The sequence below is a fragment of the Campylobacter concisus genome (assembly GCF_002913225.1).
Taxonomy (GTDB): domain Bacteria; phylum Campylobacterota; class Campylobacteria; order Campylobacterales; family Campylobacteraceae; genus Campylobacter_A; species Campylobacter_A concisus_J.
In genome coordinates this window covers 11,591-33,508 of record NZ_PPAW01000011.1, presented here as the reverse complement: position 1 = coordinate 33,508, position 21,918 = coordinate 11,591, and the positions used below count along the sequence as shown (strand labels likewise).

22 protein-coding genes are annotated in these 21,918 nt (G+C 40.5%); 19 read left to right on the top strand and 3 right to left on the bottom strand.

The window, feature by feature from the left end; genetic code table 11:
• The 3 genes from CYP26_RS01060 (at position 1) to CYP26_RS01050 (ending at position 1,677) form a co-directional block, all read left to right on the top strand.
• Entirely contained in the window at positions 1-1,107 is a 1,107-nt protein-coding gene (locus tag CYP26_RS01060; protein ID WP_103630045.1) for a DNA adenine methylase, read from the top strand.
• Between the two features lie 64 nt (positions 1,108-1,171).
• Positions 1,172-1,402 (top strand): hypothetical protein, encoded by a 231-nt coding sequence (locus CYP26_RS01055; RefSeq protein ID WP_012140682.1) that lies wholly within the window; start codon positions 1,172-1,174, stop codon positions 1,400-1,402.
• A complete protein-coding gene (locus CYP26_RS01050) occupies positions 1,402-1,677 on the top strand; it encodes a type II toxin-antitoxin system RelE/ParE family toxin (protein WP_103567136.1) in 276 nt (91 codons plus the stop codon). Before CYP26_RS01055 ends, CYP26_RS01050 begins: the two co-directional genes overlap by 1 nt.
• A 45-nt stretch (positions 1,678-1,722) precedes the next feature.
• Here CYP26_RS01050 and thyX read toward each other — a convergent pair whose 3' ends face one another.
• From thyX to CYP26_RS01035, 3 genes are all read right to left on the bottom strand, one after another.
• Complete coding sequence (gene thyX, locus CYP26_RS01045; RefSeq protein ID WP_103630044.1) at positions 1,723-2,349, bottom strand: FAD-dependent thymidylate synthase; 627 nt, start codon at positions 2,347-2,349, stop codon at positions 1,723-1,725.
• Positions 2,350-2,438: 89 nt separating this feature from the next.
• Positions 2,439-5,384 carry a flagellar hook protein FlgE gene (gene flgE / locus CYP26_RS01040; protein WP_103630043.1) on the bottom strand — a complete coding sequence of 982 codons (2,946 nt, stop codon included), beginning with the start codon at positions 5,382-5,384 and terminating at the stop codon, positions 2,439-2,441.
• 125 nt (positions 5,385-5,509) lie between these two features.
• Positions 5,510-6,877 carry a Na+/H+ antiporter NhaC family protein gene (locus CYP26_RS01035; RefSeq protein WP_103630042.1) on the bottom strand — a complete coding sequence of 456 codons (1,368 nt, stop codon included), beginning with the start codon at positions 6,875-6,877 and terminating at the stop codon, positions 5,510-5,512.
• A 119-nt stretch (positions 6,878-6,996) separates the two neighbouring features.
• On the opposite strand from CYP26_RS01035, the gene pyrE reads away from it, so the two are divergent.
• The 16 genes from pyrE to CYP26_RS00955 all read left to right on the top strand — a co-directional run bounded on the left by pyrE (position 6,997) and on the right by CYP26_RS00955 (position 21,915).
• On the top strand, positions 6,997-7,605 hold the full coding sequence (pyrE, locus tag CYP26_RS01030; RefSeq protein WP_103630041.1) for an orotate phosphoribosyltransferase: 609 nt from the start codon (positions 6,997-6,999) through the stop codon (positions 7,603-7,605).
• A gap of 179 nt (positions 7,606-7,784) precedes the next feature.
• On the top strand, positions 7,785-8,474 hold the full coding sequence (locus CYP26_RS01025) for a response regulator transcription factor (protein ID WP_103610411.1): 690 nt from the start codon (positions 7,785-7,787) through the stop codon (positions 8,472-8,474).
• Positions 8,464-9,891, top strand: a complete 1,428-nt coding sequence (locus CYP26_RS01020; protein WP_103630040.1) for a c-type heme family protein — start codon at positions 8,464-8,466, stop codon at positions 9,889-9,891. Before CYP26_RS01025 ends, CYP26_RS01020 begins: the two co-directional genes overlap by 11 nt.
• A gap of 95 nt (positions 9,892-9,986) precedes the next feature.
• Positions 9,987-12,053 (top strand): cytochrome c, encoded by a 2,067-nt coding sequence (locus CYP26_RS01015; RefSeq protein ID WP_009295151.1) that lies wholly within the window; start codon positions 9,987-9,989, stop codon positions 12,051-12,053.
• A gap of 44 nt (positions 12,054-12,097) precedes the next feature.
• A complete protein-coding gene (locus tag CYP26_RS01010; RefSeq protein WP_103630039.1) occupies positions 12,098-12,856 on the top strand; it encodes an FKBP-type peptidyl-prolyl cis-trans isomerase in 759 nt (252 codons plus the stop codon).
• Positions 12,857-12,875: 19 nt separating this feature from the next.
• Positions 12,876-13,547 carry a 4Fe-4S dicluster domain-containing protein gene (locus tag CYP26_RS01005; protein ID WP_035143353.1) on the top strand — a complete coding sequence of 224 codons (672 nt, stop codon included), beginning with the start codon at positions 12,876-12,878 and terminating at the stop codon, positions 13,545-13,547.
• Position 13,548: 1 nt separating this feature from the next.
• Positions 13,549-14,478 carry an NrfD/PsrC family molybdoenzyme membrane anchor subunit gene (nrfD, locus tag CYP26_RS01000; RefSeq protein ID WP_103630038.1) on the top strand — a complete coding sequence of 310 codons (930 nt, stop codon included), beginning with the start codon at positions 13,549-13,551 and terminating at the stop codon, positions 14,476-14,478.
• A gap of 16 nt (positions 14,479-14,494) precedes the next feature.
• A complete protein-coding gene (ccsA, locus tag CYP26_RS00995; protein ID WP_103630037.1) occupies positions 14,495-17,113 on the top strand; it encodes a cytochrome c biogenesis protein in 2,619 nt (872 codons plus the stop codon).
• Between the two features lie 8 nt (positions 17,114-17,121).
• A complete protein-coding gene (locus CYP26_RS00990) occupies positions 17,122-17,517 on the top strand; it encodes a tetratricopeptide repeat protein (RefSeq protein WP_258031356.1) in 396 nt (131 codons plus the stop codon).
• Positions 17,517-18,053 carry a hypothetical protein gene (locus CYP26_RS00985; RefSeq protein WP_103630036.1) on the top strand — a complete coding sequence of 179 codons (537 nt, stop codon included), beginning with the start codon at positions 17,517-17,519 and terminating at the stop codon, positions 18,051-18,053. The genes CYP26_RS00990 and CYP26_RS00985 overlap by 1 nt, the downstream gene beginning before the upstream one ends.
• Positions 18,050-18,508, top strand: coding sequence for a nitrous oxide reductase accessory protein NosL (locus tag CYP26_RS00980; RefSeq protein WP_103630035.1), 459 nt, complete (start codon positions 18,050-18,052; stop codon positions 18,506-18,508). Before CYP26_RS00985 ends, CYP26_RS00980 begins: the two co-directional genes overlap by 4 nt.
• The gene (locus CYP26_RS00975; RefSeq protein WP_181000831.1) at positions 18,498-18,695 is read left to right on the top strand and encodes a hypothetical protein; all 198 of its coding nucleotides are present in this window, start codon (positions 18,498-18,500) and stop codon (positions 18,693-18,695) included. The genes CYP26_RS00980 and CYP26_RS00975 overlap by 11 nt, the downstream gene beginning before the upstream one ends.
• Positions 18,685-19,794 (top strand): ABC transporter permease, encoded by a 1,110-nt coding sequence (locus CYP26_RS00970; RefSeq protein ID WP_103630034.1) that lies wholly within the window; start codon positions 18,685-18,687, stop codon positions 19,792-19,794. The genes CYP26_RS00975 and CYP26_RS00970 overlap by 11 nt, the downstream gene beginning before the upstream one ends.
• Positions 19,791-20,459: an ABC transporter ATP-binding protein gene (locus CYP26_RS00965; RefSeq protein WP_103630033.1), complete on the top strand. Its 669-nt coding sequence runs from the start codon at positions 19,791-19,793 to the stop codon at positions 20,457-20,459. Before CYP26_RS00970 ends, CYP26_RS00965 begins: the two co-directional genes overlap by 4 nt.
• The gene (locus CYP26_RS00960) at positions 20,456-21,409 is read left to right on the top strand and encodes a hypothetical protein (RefSeq protein WP_103630032.1); all 954 of its coding nucleotides are present in this window, start codon (positions 20,456-20,458) and stop codon (positions 21,407-21,409) included. The genes CYP26_RS00965 and CYP26_RS00960 overlap by 4 nt, the downstream gene beginning before the upstream one ends.
• Complete coding sequence (locus CYP26_RS00955; protein ID WP_103630031.1) at positions 21,406-21,915, top strand: hypothetical protein; 510 nt, start codon at positions 21,406-21,408, stop codon at positions 21,913-21,915. Before CYP26_RS00960 ends, CYP26_RS00955 begins: the two co-directional genes overlap by 4 nt.
• Positions 21,916-21,918: the final 3 nt, after the last annotated feature.

The following is a 21,918-nucleotide window of genomic DNA, read 5'->3' as shown; positions in this document are numbered from 1 at the left end:
TTGAAACCAGCTAGACAAGAAAATCAAGCCTATCTAAAAGAGCAAATTTTAACCTACCTTGGTAATAAACGCTCTCTTTTAGGCTTTATCGAACAAGGCGTAAAATACGCAAAAGATGAGCTAAAAAAAGAGAAGCTTAGTTGCTGCGACCTCTTTAGCGGAAGCGGCGTGGTGGCTAGGTTTTTAAAACAAAATAGCGAATTTCTAGTCGCAAACGACTTGGAGCTTTACAGCTTCATCACAAACTCATGTTATTTGCAAAACGCCACAAATGAGCTAAGAGATGAGATAAATTTCTGGCAAATGAGACTTGAAAAAGAGATAAAAAATAGCCTTCATGAGGGCTTTATAACAAGGCTTTATGCCCCACAAGATGACGAAAATATCGCTTGGGGCGAGCGGGTCTTTTACACTAGGAAAAATGCCAAATTCATTGACACCGCAAGAAGGCTCATAGATGAGATGTTGCCGGCTGAAATGAGAAAATTTTTCATAGCTCCGCTACTTTATAATGCAAGCGTGCATGCAAATACGAGTGGAATTTTTAAAGGTTTTCATAAAAATAAAGAGGGTATCGGTCAGTTTGGTGGCAGGGGGCAAAATGCTATCTCAAGGATCACCTCTGATATAAATTTGACTAAGCCAATTTTCTCAAATTTTTGCGTGCCATTTGAGGTCTATCAAAAGGACGCAAATTTGCTAGCAAAAGAGCTTGACAAGCTCGATCTAGTCTATCTTGACCCACCTTATAACCAGCATCCATACGGCTCAAACTACTTCATGCTAAATCTCATCGCAAGCTATGAAGAGCCAAGTAAAATTTCAAAAGTTTCAGGCATCGCAAAGGACTGGAACAGATCAGTTTTTAATAAAAAATCATCAGCGAGCGAGGCATTTTTTGAGCTCATAGCAAATTTAAAGGCGAAATTTGTGCTGATCTCGTTTAACTCAGAGGGCTTTATAAACCAAGATGAATTTGATAAAAACCTAAATAAAATGGGCAAAGTTCATCTACTTCGCCAAAAATATAATGCCTACCGCGGCAGCAGAAATTTAAAAGCTAGAAACATCCACGTAGACGAACTTCTTTACGTTTTACAAAAGTAAATTTAGACAAAAACACAATAAAACAAAAAATGATATAATCCCCAAAAAACAAAAAAGGCATGCTATGCAAACAATAACAATAATAGGCGATAATATCAGTCAAAAAGCTATTGAGGCATTTAAAGCGATGGCGCAAGCTATGGATCCAAAATATAAAATCAAGTATGTCAATAGTTCAAAAGAGCAAGAGATGCCGACAGAGCAGACATTGCTTGATTTAAAAAACGCAAAAAGTGTTGGATTTTACAAAAACCATGATGACTTGATCAATGAAATAAAGCAAGAAAATCATTGATGAGAATTTTAGAAATTTTTAGCACTTATAAAAAGGATTTGAAGTTAGTTTTAAAGCAAGGATGGGATGAAAAAGCGATTTCAAAGGTGGTTTTTCAACTACAAAATGATGAAAAATTAGCTGATGATTTAAAAGATCATCAGCTTACTGGAAGCTTAAAAGATTTTAGAGAGTGCCACGTTTTTGGAGATTTGGTAATAATCTATCAAAGAGATGATGAAATTTTAAAGCTTTTTAAAATAGGCAGACACCAAGATATTTTTAAAAGATATTAGAACACTTTTTAAATTTATACTTTGGTGCTGTTTTGCACTTAATTTTTAACCCTCATCCTCTGGCAAGCACTTCTCAAAGATAAATTTATGTTCATTTGGCAGGGCGTCGTAGATAGCATTTGCTAAATTTCTTATCTCCCAAAGGGCTGACTTTGAACTTCTTAGAGAGATGAAATTTTGCAAGCTTCTAGCATTTATGCTCCATGTAAGCTCGGTTTTATAACACTCTGGCAAGCAGTATTTAACTATATCAAGGCTCTTTGTAGTTGAGGCTAAAATTTCACGTAAGTTTTCAAGCGCTTTTATGCTTGCGTTATCGACCGCTTCGTCGTTTGTTAGCACGATAAATTTAGCCGCACGCTCAAACTGCCCTACTTCAAATTTCTCCTCCTTTTTTAGCTCTTTTAGCGTGTAGCGGGTTGATTTGACGCTTAGGCTCGCTATGCGGTGGCGGGCTAGCTCTTGAAGTAGCGCGCGAGAGATGCCTTGGATGTAGAAGTTGTAGTAAAGATGCTCTAGCGTTGATGCGTGTTTAAATTTATTACCCACCCTATCTATCAGCTCGACATCTTTTTCGCCGCCATTGTCGCCTTTTTCAAAGCTTTGCCAGCATGTGCGGATCGCGTGAGAGCAGATATTTAGTGGAGTGTGATTTAGAAGTGTTACTTGCATATTTTCTCTTTTTGTGAAATTTTTTAGCATTTTACAAAAAGAAGGCTGATTTTATTTGTAAATTTAAAAGGGAGCGAGCGCCCCCTTTATTATTGTTTTAGTTGAAGAAGTGTGTTTAGCATCTCATCACTTGTTGTGATCGTTTTTGAGTTTGCTTGAAAGCCTCTTTGGATGACGATAAGATCTGTTAGCGCACGGCTTAGATCGACGTTACTAGCTTCTAGTTTTGAAGCTGCGATCGTTCCTTTATCGCCTGTGCCAGCTGCACCGATGACTGCTTCGCCTGAGTTTGCAGTTTGTGAAAAGACGTTTCCGCCCTCACTTTGAAGACCCTCGTTGTTTGTAAAGCTAGCAAGTGCAACTTGAGCTAGACCAAAGCTTTGTCCGTTTGTAAATGCACCGATGATAGTGCCAGTTTCGTCGATCTTTAGGTCATTTAGTGTGCCACCTGTGTAGCCATCTTGTGAGATAGACTCAGTTGAAGAGTCTTTATCAAAGCTTGTTAATCCGTTAAAATCAGTTCCCAAACCAAAATTTAAACTAACATTTTGACCACTTTGTGAGCCGTTATTAGCTGAAAATGTTATCGTAGCTGGGTGAAAACTAGCAAGTGAGCCGTTTGAGTTAAATCTCAATGAGCCAGTTACGACGTTATCTGGACCTTCACCTGTGTAGTTTATCTTAGCAGGCTCTGGTACTTGAATGATCATATTCCACTCAGTTCCACCATCTTTTGTAGTGCCTGTCTTTGCCCATTTGATACTAACTGTGTGTTTTGAGCCAAGTGAGTCAAAAATTTCAGCCGTTGAGCCGTGGCTTGACATCATCATCTTACCACTTGCTCTTAGAGCTTGACCCGGGCTTAGTGCGCCATCAAGTGCTTTCATCATTGTTGTAAGTCTAACATTTTCATTTATGGCTGCTGTATTAGCATTTTCTGCTGGCTTTGTTAAACCAGTAATCGTCATATATAGGGCTTGGTCGGCATTCTCGCTCGCTGGATTTTCTAATTGAAATTGACCTAGTTTATTTACTGTTATTTTTACTCCGTCGTTTAGATCTGTCATCTTTTTCATTAGTGCTTTTTTTGCTTCATCGCCGATCGCTCTATTTAGTTCATCCATATTTTCTTGTATTATTACACGATTTTTTACAGCCTCATTTGCATTATTTAAAGCAGTGGCTGCTTTTTGAGCAGCCTCATTTGCTTCTTTTACTTTTTTTGCAGCCTCGTTTGCAGCCTCATTTGCATCTTTTATGGCTGTTTCTGCTGCTGTCCTCAATGCTGGTATGCCAGCCGCAGCACCACCTGCACCACCTGCAAATACTACATTATCTATTGCTGTCATTAGATTATCATTGGCAGCTTTTGCAGCTGCTACTGCAGCTTGTGCTGCATCATTTGCTTTAGTTGTTTCGGCAGCTGTTGCATTTTTAGATGTTGCAACTAAATTTGCTTTGTTTATAGCATCCATAGCAGCTCTTGATGCTGCATCTGCTTTTGCCATAGCATCATTTACTGCATCTATAAGTGCTTGACCTGGTGCACCAGCGGCAGCTATAACATCATTTAACGCTTTTATAGCTAAGGTAGCAGCTGTATTCTTTGTATTGGCATCTTGTTCTGCATTTTGTGCAGCATTGTTTGCAGCATTAGCTGCTGTTTTTGTAGTTGTTTTCTCTTGTATAGCCTTTGTTTCAGCCTCTTGTGCGGCTCTTAGTTTTTCTGCCATCTCATCTGATGTTTTTACATTAACAATATTTCCATCACCATTATAATCAACGTGGTTTCTAGCATCCTCTTGCATAGCTGCACGAAGATCTTCTGTTGTTGTTATTTGTCTTGCGATTTTGTCGTTATTTGGATGAACAGCTGTTGTTTGTGAGCTTGTATAGACATATTGATAAGCTGTTATGATGTCTTTGCTAGCTAGACCAGCAACGCTGTTTCCTGCATTTACCACTAAGTGAATATTTTTTGTCTCTTCAGTTGTGCCTAAGTTATTTCTATTTATAAGTGTTAGCTTATTACCCTCTGAAATTTCAGCTCTAACGCCAGTTTTGTTGTACTGAGCGTTGATAGCAGCAGCAACGTCACTGATGCTTGTCATAGTATGATCTTGTGATTTTATAGTTGTACCATTTATTGTGATATCAAGTGTTTTTGCTGGATCTATCTTGCCAATTGTTTGAGATTCAGGACTTCCTATGCTAAATTTCTCAGTCTTAGCATTTGCGTAGCTGACCCAGATGCCTTGTCCATCTCTTAGTGCAAGACCGTTTCCAAGCTCGTCAAATGTAACACCAAGATCGACGCCACGCTCTGTCAGCATTTGTTCTTTTTTTGAGTTTGTATAAAATTCATCGTTATTTACGTCGTTTTCATTATGAACTTCGTTAGCATTTAAAATTCCATCGTTATTAAAGTCACGTCCGCCAGCTACTGAGTCGAGTGAGTAGATAGGCGTGCTTCTTTGACCGATGCTGTTGCCTGAGTCAAGGTTACCTTTTATTTTAACTTCTGTTGTCGCTCTTGCTGGAGTTGTAAGACCTTCTTTGATGACGATGTTGCTTATCGGGCCAGTTGAGTCGATAGTGCCAGTCTCGTCATCTCTAGTCCAGCCTTGAACGATATAACCGCTGTTATTTACGAAGTTACCAGCTTTGTCACGAACAAAGTCGCCGTTTCTTGTATAGTATCTTGTCGTTCCGCCATCCGGAGAGACGACAAAGAAGCCATTTCCTTGAAGAGCAAGGTCGGTTTGCTTATCAGTAGCTGTTAGTGTGCCTTGTGAGAAAATTCTTGTAGTTGAGTTTATGGTTGTTCCTAGACCTATTTGCATAGCGTTTTGACCGCCTAGCTGACCTTGTGGAGCGGTAGCTACTCTTGGAGTTTGGCTTAGTATATCAGCAAAATTTGCGCGGTTGTATTTAAAACCATAGGTATTGACGTTTGCGATATTGTTGCCTTCTACGTCCATGGCTATCTGGTGGGCTTGTAGGCCTGAAACACCAGACCAAAGTGATCTCATCATGAGCTTATCCTTTTTTCTCGTTTTAAAATTTTTTATGATCTTTCAAAGCAAAAGATGTTCCAAAATTTATATCGGCAAAAAGAGAAAAAGGTAAAAGAGAAATTTGGCGCTTTTAACGCCAAATTTTATCCAAGTATCAACGCACCTACGATGCCACCGATGATTAGTGGGATGTTAAAAAATATAAACGTAGGCACACAAGTATCATATATGTGGTTGTGCTCACCATCAGCATTTAGACCGCTCGTTGGCCCAAGTGTGCTGTCGCTTGCTGGGCTTCCAGCGTCGCCTAGAGCCGCTGCTATACCAACTAGCAAGATGATAGCTGGTACACCAAAGCCAAGGCTAAGGCAAAGTGGCACATAGATAGAGGCTAAGATAGGGATAGTGCCAAAGCTAGTGCCTATGCCCATCGTCACAAGAAGTCCGATAAGTAACATCAAAAATGCTCCACCTATCTTGCCACCAGATACCAAGCTGGCGTATTTCACAAGCTCGTCTATACCGCCACTCTCTCTTAAAATGGTGCCATATCCCGCAGCAACAAGCATGATAAATGCGATAAAGCCCATCATAGCAAGGCCGTTATCCATGATCTTATCTACTTTTTTGTATTCGATGCCTCCAAAAACGACCATGACCAAAAGTCCAAGTAGTGCGCCAAGTGGCAAGAGCGAAGTGTAAATTTGCACGACAAAGGCGACAACCGCACCAGCTAAGACCGCCCACTCTTTTTTAGTCATCTCAAGGCTTTTTGCACGCTCGATCTCATCAAGCTCGGCCTTTTCAAATTTAGAAGTTTTATAAATCCTTTTTTTACTATAAAAAAGTATGGCCAAGATGAGCCCTACAAACATCGAAGCTCCACCTATCCACATGACTGATGAGATATCTGAGATGGTTGTGTTTATGCCGTTGTTTGCTAGCTCTTTTTTAAGGATATTGTGAAAAAGCAGACCAAAGCCAACGCTAATGCTCACATAAGGCGCTTGCAGACCAAATGTAAGAGCGCAAGCCACTGCACGTCTATCTATGCCCATTTTATTCATAAGAGCAAGAAGTGGCGGGATCAAGATAGGTATAAAAGCTATGTGAACTGGGATCAAGTTTTGAGACAAACAAGCGATAAACGCGATGGTTAGTGTAAAAATGACCTTATTTGAGCTAAGAAATTTACTCATTGCATTTATTAAGATGGCTGTTAAATTTGTATTTGCTATGGCAGCTGCAAGAGCACCTAGCAAGATGTAGCTAAGCGAGGTCTCAAGGTTGCCTTGCATACCGCTTATAAGGCTTTGAGTGGTCTCTTTTAGGGCCGAAAAAAAGCTCTCAAAACCGCTTGCCAAACCACTTTCAAATCCGCTAAAACCATGCTTATACATAACCCCAGCAACAAGCGCAGAAACGAGGATAGAAAGCAGGATGTTAAAGCGCAGCAAACATAGCACCGTCATCACCAAAATGCTAAAAACAACAGGGTTAAAGAGAAGCATGAGTGTCCTTTTTGTATGAGTGCAAGAATTATACAAGGGCGGGGCTTATTAAATTTTAAAAAGAGTGGCTTAAGTGGGTATGTGTTAAGATTTTTGGCAAATTTTAAAAGGAAAAAGCGATGGATTTAGAGAAAATTTATAAGGACGCTGGGGCGTATTTAGAGGGGCACTTTTTGCTAAGCAGCGGCAACCACTCGCAGTTTTATCTGCAAAGTGCGAAGGTGCTTGAAGACCCAGCACTTGCGGCAAAGCTAGCAGATGAGCTTGCACACGTGATAGAGAAATTTGGCATTAAATTTGATAGCGTTTGCTCGCCAGCGCTTGGTGGAATTTTGGCTGGATATGAGCTAGCTCGCGCGGCGAAAAAGCGCTTTATATTTACAGAGCGCGTTGATAGAGTGATGAGCCTAAGGCGTGGTTTTGAAGTGAAAAAGGGCGAGAAATTTATAGTTTGTGAAGACATCATCACAACTGGTGGCTCAGCACTTGAGGCAGCTCGTGTCATAGAGAGCCTTGGGGGCGAAGTGGTTGGCTTTGCTGCACTTGCAAACCGCGGCTTTTGCAAGGTTGCAAATTTAGGCAACGACTCAAAGCCAAATGCAAAACTGCCAAGTGACAAGCCATTTTTCGCTTTGGGGAATTTTGAATTTGAAATTTACGAGCCAGAACACTGTTTGCTTTGCAAAGGCGGTAGCAAGGCGATTAAGCCTGGAAGTAGAGGCAACTAAAGGATAGTTAGGAAATTTAGCCAAATCTTTGGCTAAATTTAACTTTCTCTTTTAAATTTATCGCTTAAGTAGTGAGCCGATTTTTTACTTTAAGCTTACGATCATGATGTAAATTTATGAAATAATTTTTATTTTGTGTTATTTAAGTCGGCATTTTGGCTTAAGAGATGAGATGACGTATGCAAGAGTATGATATTTTAGATGTTTTATCAAACAAAAAGGTCCTTTGCTTAGAGGATGAAGAGGCGATCTTGCGAAATATTTGCGCATCGCTGGAGCTATTTTTCGCAGAGGTTAAAGGCGTAACAGATGGCTTTGATGCGCTTGAGCTTGCTATGAGCGGGGCGTATGACGCTTTAGTGCTTGATATCAGCGTACCAAATATCGATGGTCTTGAGATCGCTAAAAAAGTAAGAGCTATCAATCAAAAAATCCCTATCGTGATCTTATCAAGCCACGTCGAGCAAGAGTATCTGTGGCGCGCGGTTGAGCTAAAGATCACAAGATATCTTGCAAAACCATACGATAAAAAATCTTTCATCAAAGCGCTTGAAGATGTGGCTTTTGAGCTAGTTGGGCGAACGCCAACCATCAGGCTAAATGACGAGCTTGAGTATGACTTTGGTAAAAAAGCGCTTTACGTAAATGGTCAAATTTCTCATCTAAGCAAGAGTGAGAGCAAGCTTTTGGAGTACTTTTTAAACAATAAAAACCAAACTATCACTTATGAGCAAATTTTTGACTACATCTGGGACTACGAGCAGCCGACAAAAGAGGCTATAAAGACCATAGTAAAAGAGCTTAGAAGAAAGCTAGGCAAAGATGTGATCAAAAATTTATACGGCGTGGGCTACCTTTGTGAGATATAAATTTCAGCTAATAGTCGGTGCTTTTATCTTTGTCTATCTGCTAGTTTCGGCACTTGTTTTAAATTTTTACAACGACCTAGCGATGAAAGACGCCAAAAGAGAGGCGCATTATGTGCTTGAGAGTATAAATTCTGTAAGAGAGTATATCGCTGGAGTTCAGCGCCCACTAATCGAGCAGTTAAAAGAGCAGGGCATCTTAAAAGAGGACTTTTTTGACGAGAGACTTCTATCATCTTCATATATAAGCCGTGAAATTTACAACATCCAAAAGAAAAAATACAACCTTGAATTTGACTACAAGCTAGTTGCCATCGCTCCGCTAAACAAAGCCCACGAGCCAAATGAATTTGAAGCTGGTGTCTTGCACGGCTTTAAAGAGAATAAATTTAAAGAATTTGTAAAGATAATAAAAGATGAAAATGGCTCACAGCTCTTTGTGGGTCTGCCTATAAAAAACCAAAGTCCAAGCTGTCTAGCCTGTCACAGCAGCGCAAATGCCCCACAACAAATGCTAGAAAAATATGGCATGGAGGGCATAGAGATCCCAGACGTGAACGAAACTGTCGCGATGATCTCGTTTAAGATACCAATTCGCGCCATTTTTACCTACCACTTGCAAGAGGTCATCGTCATAATGAGCGCCATAACGCTTATATTTGGGCTATTTTTACTACTTGTTTATAAGATGCATAAGCGAGGCGAAGAGAGCAAAAGGCAGACTGAGCAGTTAATGATACATCAAAGCCGCCTAGCCTCGATGGGCGAGATGATAGGCAATATCTCGCACCAGTGGAAGCAGCCGCTAGCGCAGATAAGCTCATCTTTGATAAATTTAGAACTCTATCAAGAGCGAAAAAAGCTTGATGAGGCAAAAATTTATGAGTTTATAGAAGAGACAAGCAAGCAGATAAATTTCATGTCAGAAACTGTTGATGACTTTAAAAATTTCTTTAGTCCAAATACCTTGAGAAAAGAATTTAAGGTGCTTGAAGTGATAAATCAAACGATAAAAATTTTAAACGCAACGCTTAAAAAGTATCAGATCGAAGTGCAGTTAGACGTGAGAGAAAATTTTGAGGTATTTGCAAATTTTAATGAGATAATCCAAATTTTAATAAACATCATAAACAACGCCAAAGACGCATTTAAACAAAGCTACACAAAGCCAAGAGTGATAAAGATAAGCGCCTTTTTAAAAGATGATCGCAAGAATTTATGCGTGCAAAATAACGCAGGAGCGATAAAAAATTCATTTTTAAAGGTTATCTTTGAGCCACACTTTAGCACAAAAGAGAGCGGTAGTGGGCTTGGGCTATATATGAGCCAGCTAATCGCTCGCAAAAACAACGCCATAATCTTTGCTAAAAATGTAGATGAAAACCACGTTGCATTTACAATTAGTTTCGAAAATTTATAATTTGTTAATTTTCCCCCTTTTCTGCCCTTTTTTGGTGTTAAGATTATCAGTATGAAATCATTTTGATTTTAGGATAAAAATTCAAAGGAGGAGACGTGAGAAACTTACACAAAGCCTTAGCAGGCTTACTCATGGGTGTTAGTATCTTTGCTTCACAAGCCTGTTGCGAAGAGCATAATATGCAGATGTCCGATAAAGCACGTGATGTTATCGCAAATCCTAAAGGCACACTGCAAAGTAGAGGTGTTGTCTCCTTGCAAGACTACGTCGTAGAAGAGCAAGAGATGTATAACTGGCTATTTAAAAACCACCCTATTTTTACAAAGTATGGTGGCAAAACCGTCGGCAAAATGGTCGTTCATGACCGCGGCTTAGAGTGGCTTGCCGAGGGACATGGCTTTGATATGTCAAAGCTTAGTAAAAGAGATGGCGGTAAGGGCTATAGCTCTATGATGTATAGAATTCCAGCCACCTCATCACTTCAGTTTCCTAATAAATTTGTGGGACCAGAAAAGTGCGGTGAGTGTCACCCAGCTCAGTATGAGGTCTGGAGCAGATCTCGCCACGCAACTACTATGCGCTTCCCTGGCGAGCACCCAGAGGTCAATAACAACCTAACTGAGCCAGTATTTGACAAAGATACCGCTTCTATCCTTCCAAAAGGTATCACTCCAGACGTCATCTATGCAACCGTTGGTCACTTAAGAACTAAGATGGGCTACGTCGATGCATGGCTACTTCGTGGTACTTACTATGTTGAGGGCGGCTTGCTAAGAGATGGCACAGGTCAGATCGTAGCTGGTGGTAACCAATGGCAAAGAACATGGGCGTTAAATTTAGACGACGCAACTGTTAAAAAGATAAAAGAGCTCGTCCCAGAATTTCCTGGCACTCTTGAAGAGTATGGCGATAATGGCGGATATGTCAGAGGTCTTGCCTCATACGCCGCAAAACATAAAAAGTCGATGTTTTTCCAAGCAAACTCATCATATTGTGAGGTTTGCCACCCAGTTAAATTTGACTTTAAGTCAAAAGCGGAATTTTACGCAGCACTTGGTAACGCCAAAGAGCTTCAAAAACACACTATCTCAAAAGGCGTAAGCTGTGAGGAGTGCCACGGAGCTGGCGGTCACCTTGATGGAGCTACAAATTTTAGAACATCAAACTGCGAACGCTGTCACCAAAGATTTAACTTTAGCCCAGATCTAATGCGAGCCAACCCACTCAATAACGGCAAGCTTGATCTCTCACTTAGCTCTAAATTTAAATCAATGGGACCAGGATGCGGTTCAGAAGGCTCACAATCATACTTTACCGCTCACTACGATAAAGGTATGAGATGCGTCACTTGCCACGATCCACACGATAACACAGGTAACGTCGTAGGCGATAAGAGCGTAACTGGCATGAACTACAACCCAGATCAAGGCTATCTAAGTGCGTTCTACACTAAACCAAAGATCAAAAAAGATTGTAAAGATTGTCACGAGACTCAAGCATATATCGCATCAAAAGCAGATACACACAAAAACAACACTTGTGCATCTTGCCACATGCCATTTATGATGAGCTGCGAGAATTTCTACGCTGTTCAGTTCCAAGACAACGCTGGCTTTGATACTCAAAGACGCTCTCACATCTGGAAGATCATGGTCGATCCAAAAGAGAAATCTCTTGTCCCAGGCGACGCAGCTAAAGGTCCAAGAGATGCTAAAGATTGGCACTTTGAGAGAGATAAAAATGGCCACAACTATGTTGATTTGATGTGGGCATGCGCTAGAACATCTTGGGCTGATAAAGATATGAAAGATAATAAAGGCTGCCATAGTCCAGTGCTATCTGAGCTAAAACCAACACTTCATTTCAAAAACCAAAAACAAGTTTATGATGAGGTTATGGGATGGCAAACTCCAGTTAAAAATGAATTCTCAGAGGTCAAAATAGGCATCGAAGGAATTTACTCACTACTAGAGACTAAAAAGCTAGATCCAAGTGATAAAGCAAGAGTTTATGAGCTTGTCCAAAACGCTCAAGAGATCATCGACATGGTCGAAAAAGATGGTTCGTGGGGTATGCACGGATTTAAATTTACTAAACAAAGACTAGATGCATCTAAAGAGTATATAAAAGAAGCTCAGAGAATTCTAAACAAAAATTTATAGCATTTAGGGGCTAGTTTTAGCCCCTTTAATCTTAAGGGTTTGAAATGAAAAATGGGTTTTTAAAATGTTCGCTACTTCTTAGCCTAAGCGTGGCTAGCCTCTTAGCAAATGTCGATACAAACGACTCTTATGCCATAGGCGCAACAAGTGGCGGATATGTTTTAAAAGGACTGCTAGATCAAAAACAACTAGGTGTTGGCTATGACGCTGATGCAGTCATAAAAGGCTTTAGCGATGCACTAAAGAGCGAGCTAAAACTAAGTGATGATGAGATAGCAAAGCTACTAAACAAAAGGGCTGAAAGCTTAGAGAAGATAGTAAAAGAAAAAGAGGCTGCCAAGCTAAAAGAGAATTTAGCCCAAGGCAAAGCCTATATGGAAAAAAATGCAAAAAACAAAAATGTAAAAACAACAAAATCAAATTTACAATATGAGATCATAAAAGGTGGCTCAAAAGGAGCTACTCCAAAGCCTGAGAGCATCGTCATAGTAAATTATAAAGCAAGCTTTGCTGGTGGCAAGGTCTTTGACGAGACAAAAGAGGCTCCAGCTCATCTTTCGATGCTAAATTTGATCCCTGGTCTTGAAGAGGGTCTCATGCTTATGAAAGAGGGCGAGAAGTTTAAATTTGTCATCCCGCCTGAGCTTGCATACGGCGATAGCGGCATGGAAGGGATACCTGGAGGCGAGACTATCGTTTTTGAGATAGAGCTTATTAAGGTCTTAAAGCCTGGCGAACTAGCTGAGGCAGCAAGAAAAATTCATGAAAAAGAGCAAAATGAGGGCATTAAAAAGCCTCATTAAGGCATAAATGGAGTTAAAAATGCAAAATCAAAATAGCAGAAGAGCCTTCTTTAAACGCATGGCAGTTGTGGCTGCTGGTGCTAGCGTGGCAAGTAGTGGTTTTGCTTTTAAGAGTGAAGAGAGTGCGAAAAAACCACATTTTGGCATGATATTTGACCAAAACAAATGCGTCGGCTGCACGGACTGCGAAGTGGCATGTAGAAAGGTAAATTTAGTCCCAAAAGGACAGATGAGACTTTTTGTAGAGGATAAGACTGATCCAAAGAATTTGCTTGATAAAAGATATGTAAGAGTATCTTGTCAGCAGTGTGAGGATGCGCCTTGCGTGGCTGTTTGCCCAACAAAAGCCTGTCACAAGGACATAAAAACTGGCATCCAAACTACAAACATAGATGACTGCATCGCCTGTAAATACTGCATCGTAGCCTGTCCTTACGACGTGAGATATATCGATAAGTTTAGTCACTCAGCCCAAAGCTGTAACTTCTGCATAGATACAAATTTAAAGGATAAAAAAGATCCAGCCTGCGTTGAGGCGTGCAGATATGAGGCTTTGGTCTTTGGCGATTTAAACGATGAGAGCTCGCATATTAGTCAGCTTTTAGCTGTCAAAGATAGCATAAGGCTAAGAGCAGAACTTGGCACAAAACCAAGCCTTAGATATATTCCTAAAGTAAAAGCGGGGGTGTAAGATGGATGGTGCATTAAATTTCACTGCGACATTTTCGCACGCAGTTGAGTGGGGCTGGCCGATCGCTGTTTATCTTTTGCTAGCTGGTATGAGTGGCGGAGCGCTAATAGCTGCCATACTTCTAAAGCGCTACAAAAGACAAGATGGCTTTAGCCCATTTTTCAAGGCTGCTTCGCTTCTAGCCTTTGTTAGCATCATGCTTGGTATGGTTTGCTTGATAGCTGATCTTGAAAAACCACTTTTGTTTTGGAAAATTTTGATTAATTACAACTTCACATCAGTTATGTCTATCGGAGTAGCTGGACTTTGCGTATTTATACCGCTTAGCTTTTTGATGTGTTTGTATGCGTTTAGCACGGAGTTAAAATCTTTTTGTGGCATCTTTGATGGCATAATGAAAATTTTAAATCCCCTCTACCCGCTTTTAAGTGCGCTTTGCTTGCTTTTTGCGGTTATCATTTGCGCATATACAGGCTTTTTGATCTCGGTGCTTATTAGATTTCCACTTTTAAACACCGCTGTTTTACCAGCGCTTTTCATAGCTTCAGGACTAAGTGCTGGCATAAGTGGCAGCAGCTTGATAGCGGCACTATTTTTCAAAGAAGATCCACACTCAAGCGACCTTGGCTCGCTTCATGGCGTGGAGTTTTACGTCTTATGCGCTGAAATTTTACTCATTTTAATGCTTTTTGTCTCACTTTTGCTTGGTTCAAGCTATCAGCAAGGCGCGGCAGTTGCATTTTATAGTGGAGTTTGGGCAAATTTCTTCTGGCTCGGGGTTGTTTTAGTTGGCTTTGTCTTGCCTCTTGTTTTAAATTTCGCACTTGGCAAGATGAAATTTAGCTTCTACCTTGGCTCATTTGCAGCAGTCGTTGGCGTTTTATTGCTTAGGGTTTTTATACTTTATGCAGGACAGACTTATAGCATTTAAGGCTTAAGGGCAGGTGATGAAAATTTTAAACATTTATCGCTTGTCTTTAATATTATTATTTATCCTTGCTTTTGGTGCAGGGGTGGCGACCTTTTTGGAAAATTTTTATGACACACAAACGGCTAGAGTGCTTGTTTATGAAGCGCTCTGGTACGAGTGCGTCATGGCAGCTTGCGTTATTTGCTTAGCCATTAGCATCGTAAAAACCAAGATGTATAAGAAATTTGGCGCATTTTTGATACATCTTGCTTTTATTCTGATCTTCATCGGTGCTGCGCTTACAAGATACTTTGGCGAAGAGGGTGTATTGCATCTTAGAGTGGGCGAGAGCGGCAACTATATGCAAAGTACAAAGCCATATTTGAGAGTGCAAATTTCAAATGAAAATTTTGAATATCCACTAAAACTTAGTCTGCTTGGCAAAAACGACTTTGGCTTCAAAAAAGATATAAATGGCAAAGAATTTGAGATAAAGATAACTGGCTACAAAAAGGATGAGAAAAACGCTCCAGCCACGCTTAGCATAGAGGCTGGCTTTGCTAATGAAAAGAGCAAGAGCGCCAAGCTAAAAGGCGGAGCTGGATACGATCTTGAGCCAAGCATTTTAAGCTTTGATGGGCAAGAGGCGAAATTTTACTTTAGCTCACGAGCGATAAATTTACCATTTTCACTAAGGCTTGATAAATTTATCCTAGAGCGCTACGCAGGGCTAAATAGCCCATCATCTTACACGAGCAAAGTAAGCATTGCAGGTGCCCAGCATGAAATTTCACTAAATCACCCACTAAGCATCATGGGCTATAAAATTTTTCAGTCATCATACGACGCTGACGAGCTTGGAAGCGCCTTTGAGATCAGCTTTGATCCTGGTAAAGTGCCAACTTACATCGGATATTTTCTGCTTTGCCTTGGCTTTGTGGGAAATTTATTTAGCAAAAAGAGCCGATTTTTTAGACTTTGTAACTTCATAAAAGGCACTCAGCTTGCATTTTTGGCTCTACTTTTACTAAATGCCACGCCAAATTTCGCAAGCGATGAGGCTGTAAATTTTAAAGCTCATGCAGATAAATTTGCCAAAATTTTAGTTCAAACTGATAGCAGGATCGCACCAGCTGGCTCTTATACAAGGGCAGTGATTAGCAAAATTTCAACCAAAACGACGCTCTTTGGGCTTAGTAGTGATGAGCTCATGCTCTCTTTTGCCATCTCGCCACAAGAGTGGATGGATAAAAGGATAGTAAAGATCACAAGCGATCGCGTGGGCGAGCTTCTTGGAGTTAGTGAGAAATTTGCTAGCTTTAATGACGTTTTTAACGAAAATGGCGAGTATAAGCTGGCTAAATTTGTAGAGGCTGCAAATGAAAAATCCGCCTCAAAAAGAGATAAATTTGATAGCGATGTCATTAAATTTGACGAGAGGCTAAATGTCTTATACCTTGCGCTAAAGGGAGAAATTTTAAAATTTATCCCAGCTAAAAATAATGATACTATCACGTGGCTATCAGTCAATGAAGCCTTTGGCTCAAATGAAATTCCAAACGAATTTAAAAATGTTTTAAGTAGCTACATAGGAAATTTAAGCCTTTGCGTGCAAGAAGGCGAGTGCAAAGAGGCTGATAAGAGCTTGGAGCAAATTTCAAGCTTTCAAAGAGGCGTTTTGGGCTCTCTTGCGCCAAGCGAGGCAAAAGTCGGCCTTGAAGTGCTCTATAACCAAATGGAGATATTTAAATTTCTTATCTATTTTTATATGATCCTAGCTCTTGCCTCGCTCGCCCTTGGCTTTTATAGGCTATTTTTTGGAAGGAAATTTAGATTTGAAAGAGCGCTTAGCCTTGCATTTTTCACTGCATTTGTAGTGCATGCTCTAAATTTAGCCCTACGCGCTTACATCTCAGGTCACGCACCTTGGAGCGATGCTTATGAGAGTTTAGTCTATATCTCGCTTATAAGCGTGCTAGCTGGAGTGCTATTTTTCAAGCATCAAAACTTCGCACTAGGCGCTGCTTCGCTCTTTGCAAGTGTTAGCTTGCTAGTAGCTCATCTAAATTTTATAAATCCACAGATAACAAATTTGGTCCCAGTTTTAAAGTCATTTTGGCTTAGCGTGCATGTAAGCGTCATCACAGCAAGCTACGGCTTTTTGGGCTTTGGCTTTGTGCTGGGGCTTGTGGGACTTATCTTGATGGCTCTAAAAAATGACAAAAATGAGCAAAAGCTTAGCGAGCAGATAAGATACCTAGCCGCCACCGACGAGCTAAGCCTCATCATAGGTCTTAGCTTGCTAACTATCGGAAATTTCCTTGGTGGCGTCTGGGCGAATGAGAGCTGGGGCAGATACTGGGGCTGGGATAGCAAAGAGAGCTGGTCATATATAACGATCATCGTCTATGCCATAGTGCTTCACTTAAGGTTTATACCAAAGCTTAGGGGCGTTTTTGCCTTTTTAACGGCTAGCGTGCTATCATTTGCTTCGGTGCTTTTTACATATTTTGGAGTAAATTTCTACCTTAGCGGGCTTCACTCATACGCAAATGGTGAGAGCTTTGGCATCTCAGGGCTAATATACTTGATTTTAGCGGCTCTTGCCTTGCTGATCGCCCTAGCTTATCGTGGCAGAGATATAAAAGTAGTTTAGGAGATATGATGAAGAGTTTGATTTTACTGGCTGCTAGTTTGTGCGTTTTAAATGCTGGCTATATCAAAGAGGCTTTAAGCGTAAAAGATGATCACAACAAACTAGCGCAAATTTATGAAGATGCTTGCGACAAAGAGAATAAGGCATCAGGCTGCTACAACCTAGCTGTGCTTTACAGCAGGGGCGACGGCAACGTCAAAAAGGACGAGGCAAAGGCAGCTATGCTTTATGAAAAGGCTTGTGATCAAAATTTCTCTATGGCTTGCAGCAACCTTGGTTATGTCTATGAAAATGGCAAAGGCGTGAAAGAAGACGTGGAAAAAGCACGTGAAATTTTTACTAAAAGCTGCAAAAATGGCCTAAAAGAGGCGTGCGAGAATTTAGAAATTTTAGGAAAACATTGATGAGTTTTAAAAACTGGGGCAATATGCAGGCGAGCCTAGAGGCACTTTATCTACTTGATAGTGCTTTTTTAGAGCCAGGAGAAGAGTATCTAAGGCTCATTTCTAAAAGAAAGGATGAAAATAGTCTAAGATACGTGGTAGATAACGGGCAGGGTGATCTACTAGACGTGATATTTACGCGCGAGGCGGTACTTGTTAGGGGGTTTGATCACGAAAATGAGCTAAATTCGCTAAGCACAGACAAAAGTGTGGTAGAGCAAATTTATAGTGGCGAGGCTGCTAAATTTCGCTCTTACTTCTTGCCAGATGAGATAGAGCAAACGACTTTTTTTATCTGGTATGACGGCGCGGAGTATCAAAATTTAGTCGGTGGCAATAACGGCGGACGCTGGCTGCTTGGATATGTCTTTGATGATTTTGATAAATTTAGCGAGTTTGTAAAGGGCTACTACGAGATAGACTTTGATGATGAGATGTTAAAAAAGCTCTATGAAAAGGGCGAGTTAGAAAAAGAGAGATTAAAGGAGATAAGATGAAATTTATAGCTTTGTTGCTTAGTGCGGTTTTTGCCTTGTGGGCTGGAAATTTGACGAGTGAGGCAAATATAAACGCCTATAAAGGGGCAAAAGAGCGCATCGAGCTGCCAAAGGACGCAAGATGTGCGGTGTGTGGCATGCCTATAAAAAACAAGCAGTGGGCGACACTTATAAAGGCTGGTGGCAAGGACTATTACTTTGACGGCGTAAAAGATATGGCGCACTTTTACTTCGCTGATGAGGTGGCGAAAGAGGCTTATGTGAGCGATTATTACACGCTTGAAAAGCTTGATGCAAAAGAGGCGTTTTACGTTTATGGCTCAAATGTTTTTGGACCGATGGGCGAGGAGTTTATCCCATTTAAAGACGAAGCAAAGGCTCAGAGCTTTATGAAAGATCACGCTGGCAAAGGTGTCATAAAATTTGACGAGATAAAGACTTATATTGGTAAATAAAGTGAAATTTCTAGCATTTTTGGCGTTATTTTTTGGGCTCTCTTACACGCTTTTGGCAGCGCACTACCTTAGCTTTGACCGCAAAGCAAAGCAAGATGAGCTAAGAGAAATTTCAAAGATAACAAGGGCAAATTTAGCTTCTAGCTTTAGCCTAAAAGAGCAAAAAGGCTTTGTCTATGATAAGTAGAAATTTCATAAACTATGCTGTGGTCCTGCTCTTTAAAGACAAAAAGGACCACCTTTTTAGCTTTTGTCTATTTGCGCTCATTATCTTCGTGCTAAGCTCGGTGCTTTTCATCTCTGGCTCGATCCAGCATGATCTTATAAGCTTGGTAAAAGATAGATCAAGTATCGTTGTTAGCGCGTTTCGTGCTGGTAAAAACGATCTCATGCACCCTGGCTACATCTACGATATCTCAAAGATCGATGGCGTGGCTGACGTTAGGGGTGTGGTTGATGGGGAGTACTACTTTGTGCAAAAGCGCGTCTGGTTTCATCTATATGAGGATGATAGCCTAAAAGAAGATGAGATGATCGTTGGTGAGGGCGTAAAAGCTGCTATGAACGAGCTTTACTACGATGAGAGCTTTAACTTCTTAACAGAAGAGCGCATGATACCGGTAAAAATTCTAAAAACCATGCCAAAACAAAGCGCTCTTATCACAAATAATGCGATATTTTTACATCCAAAAACGCTAAGAGCTATCTTAAATTTAAAAGACGAAGAGTACACAAAGCTCTATGTCGATGTGCCAAATGCCGACGAGATCAGCCAAGTGGCCTTAAAGATAGAGAATTTATATCCAAACTCATTTGCCATTAGCATAGAAGACGAGGTGGCAAACATTAGGCATCTTTACTACTATAAGGGCGGAATTTTTATGAGTATTTATGTTAGCGTTATGCTCATATTTTTCGTGCTACTTAAAAATCAAATTTCACTTGCTTATGGCAACAAAAAGCGCGAGATAGCCATTTTGCGAAGTATCGGCTTTAGTATAAAAGAGATCATTTTTTTAAAATTTATACAAAATTTCATCGTTAGCGTTAGCGCCTTTTTGCTTGGCGTTATGTTAGCTTACCTCTTTGTATTTGTTTTAAATGCTCCTTTTTTAAAGGGGATATTTTTAGGCGACGAGCTTTTAAATTTTACAAATTTCACGCCTATTTTGGAGTTTGATAAGCTCTTTTTGATCTTTGTCTTTGGTGTCATACCATTTTTGGCATTTGTCCTTATCCCATCGTGGCGTGTGGCGTGTGGCGACATAAATGAGGGGCTAAAATGATAAATGTAAGAGGCGTTAGCCTAGTTTATAACCAAGGCAAACAAAACGAGTTTTGCGCTCTAAAAAATATAAATTTAGATGTTAATAACGGCGAGTTAGTGATATTAAAAGGCGTTAGTGGAAGTGGTAAAAGCACCCTACTCTCGCTCATAGCCCTACTTCAAAAGCCAACTAGCGGAGAAATTTTGATAGACGGCACTAACATCGCAAAGCTGCCTGACACATTTTGCTCTGAGCTTAGACATAAAAGGCTTGGGCTTGTTTTTCAAAATTTTAACCTCATAGAGGGCTTAAGCGTCTATGAAAATTTGTTAGCTCCGTTTGCTCTAACAAATTTCAAGGCAAATGCGCGTGAGGAGATGATAAAAAGGGCTCTTGAGCTTGCAAATATCGCTCACAAAAGAGATGAAAACGTATCAAATTTAAGCGGTGGCGAGCGTCAAAGATGTGCGGTGGCTAGGGCTTTGTCAATGGACGCTGATATCATTTTGGCTGATGAGCCAACGGCAAATTTAGATAGGGATAACGCACGTGCGTTTTTGGGTTTGTTAGAGTCATTTAAGGCGCTTAAAAAAAGCGTCATAGTCGCCACTCACGATAGCATTTTTGACGAGCTGGGCGCTACAGATAGAGTTGTTAGCCTACAAAACGGAGAGATAGTATGAGTGTATTTTTATCAAACGCCGTTATCGCCTTTTTGTTAGCGGAGTTTGTGCTGTTAGTTTTGATGAGTATTTCGCTATTTTACGTCGTCAGGATCATGAAGTCGTGGGATTATAACGCGCTAACATCGCTTCAATACTCACTTGAAAAGCAAAACTACCTTGTAAATACGATCTTGCTCTTTAGCGTCTGCACAAAGATCGTTTTGTTTGTATTTTTCGCACTTTGCCTAAACGAGCTCTCTGACATCGTGCCAGGGGCTATGTGCTCGGCTGGCGTGATCGGCTCAAATAAATTTGGCGGCATCTTGATGCTCACTAAAATTTTGCTCATCTTTGGGCTTGGTATCTGGCTGGTTATAAACAAACTTGACTTGCAGGCTCTAAATTTCCCATATCTAAAGAAAAAATATGCCATTTTCATCTGCCTTTTTGTGATGATACTGCTCGAGCTTGGCATAGAAATTTCGTTTTTTTATAACATCCCGCTAAAAGTGCCAGTCTTTTGCTGCTCTGTCACTTTTCAAGCTCCAAAGCTGCCTTTTGGCTATACAAATTTTGGCTTAGTGAGCGTATTTTTCGTGCTATTTTTTGTCATTTTGGCGCTAAATTTCTTAAAGCAAAGCATGGCAAGCTTTGTGGTAAATTTGCTATTTTTGGTGCTTAGCTACTACGCCATCACCTACTTTTTTGGCCTTTATGTTTATGAGCAGCCAAATCACAAGTGCCCATACTGCATGCTAAGAAGCGACTATTTTTACGTTGGCTACCTTATCTGGGGCAGTTTGTTTTTGGGAGTTTTTTACGGCCTTATGCCATATCTTGTGGAGATCATCACAAAGACAAACTACTCGCACAAGCTTAAATTTTCATCGATCTGGCTAAGTGTTTGCGTGCTGATCTGCTCGCTTTACGTGCTCAAATACTATTTGTTAAGAGGATTTTTATTTTGATAAAGCAAATTTTTTCTCTTTGTTTGTTGGCTCTAGTCTTAGCCGTACTTGCCTACAATGCCGACATAAGCGATGATAAAATTTTAGTTTCACATAGCGACAAATCAGAGCCGATCGAGGTACTCACGCCAAATAAATATATATGTTATGAGAGCAGAACGCTCATCGCCGATAACAACGACACAGCTCAGGCCATCATGCCAAATGGCGACATCTACTTCTTTAACGACATCACAAATTCTTTCATCTGGTATATGGCGCAAAAGAGCAAAGATAAGATCAAATTATATGTCTATTCAAGAGATACAAACCGCTACATCCCAGCGCAAAATGCTTGGTACTCGAGGGTCGATATCACGCCGATGGGATACGGCATAGGGGCGTATGAGTTTCACACTTACGGCATAAACGACAACTACTTTAAAGAGGCCTTGCTCTACGCAGCACGCGGCGAAACACTGCTAAATCCATATATAAACATCCTACTTTCAGAAAATAAGATATAAATT

Excerpts from the sequence above, each read along its gene's own strand:
- CYP26_RS01055 (WP_012140682.1), top strand. The coding sequence starts at position 1,172 with ATGCAAACAATAACAATAATAGGCGATAATATCAGTCAAAAAGCTATT.
- CYP26_RS01050 (WP_103567136.1), top strand. The coding sequence starts at position 1,402 with ATGAGAATTTTAGAAATTTTTAGCACTTATAAAAAGGATTTGAAGTTA.
- thyX (WP_103630044.1), bottom strand. The coding sequence starts at position 2,349 with ATGCAAGTAACACTTCTAAATCACACTCCACTAAATATCTGCTCTCAC.
- flgE (WP_103630043.1), bottom strand. The coding sequence starts at position 5,384 with ATGATGAGATCACTTTGGTCTGGTGTTTCAGGCCTACAAGCCCACCAG.
- CYP26_RS01035 (WP_103630042.1), bottom strand. The coding sequence starts at position 6,877 with ATGCTTCTCTTTAACCCTGTTGTTTTTAGCATTTTGGTGATGACGGTG.
- pyrE (WP_103630041.1), top strand. The coding sequence starts at position 6,997 with ATGGATTTAGAGAAAATTTATAAGGACGCTGGGGCGTATTTAGAGGGG.
- CYP26_RS01025 (WP_103610411.1), top strand. The coding sequence starts at position 7,785 with ATGCAAGAGTATGATATTTTAGATGTTTTATCAAACAAAAAGGTCCTT.
- CYP26_RS01010 (WP_103630039.1), top strand. The coding sequence starts at position 12,098 with ATGAAAAATGGGTTTTTAAAATGTTCGCTACTTCTTAGCCTAAGCGTG.
- CYP26_RS01005 (WP_035143353.1), top strand. The coding sequence starts at position 12,876 with ATGCAAAATCAAAATAGCAGAAGAGCCTTCTTTAAACGCATGGCAGTT.
- nrfD (WP_103630038.1), top strand. The coding sequence starts at position 13,549 with ATGGATGGTGCATTAAATTTCACTGCGACATTTTCGCACGCAGTTGAG.
- ccsA (WP_103630037.1), top strand. The coding sequence starts at position 14,495 with ATGAAAATTTTAAACATTTATCGCTTGTCTTTAATATTATTATTTATC.
- CYP26_RS00990 (WP_258031356.1), top strand. The coding sequence starts at position 17,122 with ATGAAGAGTTTGATTTTACTGGCTGCTAGTTTGTGCGTTTTAAATGCT.
- CYP26_RS00985 (WP_103630036.1), top strand. The coding sequence starts at position 17,517 with ATGAGTTTTAAAAACTGGGGCAATATGCAGGCGAGCCTAGAGGCACTT.
- CYP26_RS00980 (WP_103630035.1), top strand. The coding sequence starts at position 18,050 with ATGAAATTTATAGCTTTGTTGCTTAGTGCGGTTTTTGCCTTGTGGGCT.
- CYP26_RS00970 (WP_103630034.1), top strand. The coding sequence starts at position 18,685 with ATGATAAGTAGAAATTTCATAAACTATGCTGTGGTCCTGCTCTTTAAA.
- CYP26_RS00965 (WP_103630033.1), top strand. The coding sequence starts at position 19,791 with ATGATAAATGTAAGAGGCGTTAGCCTAGTTTATAACCAAGGCAAACAA.
- CYP26_RS00960 (WP_103630032.1), top strand. The coding sequence starts at position 20,456 with ATGAGTGTATTTTTATCAAACGCCGTTATCGCCTTTTTGTTAGCGGAG.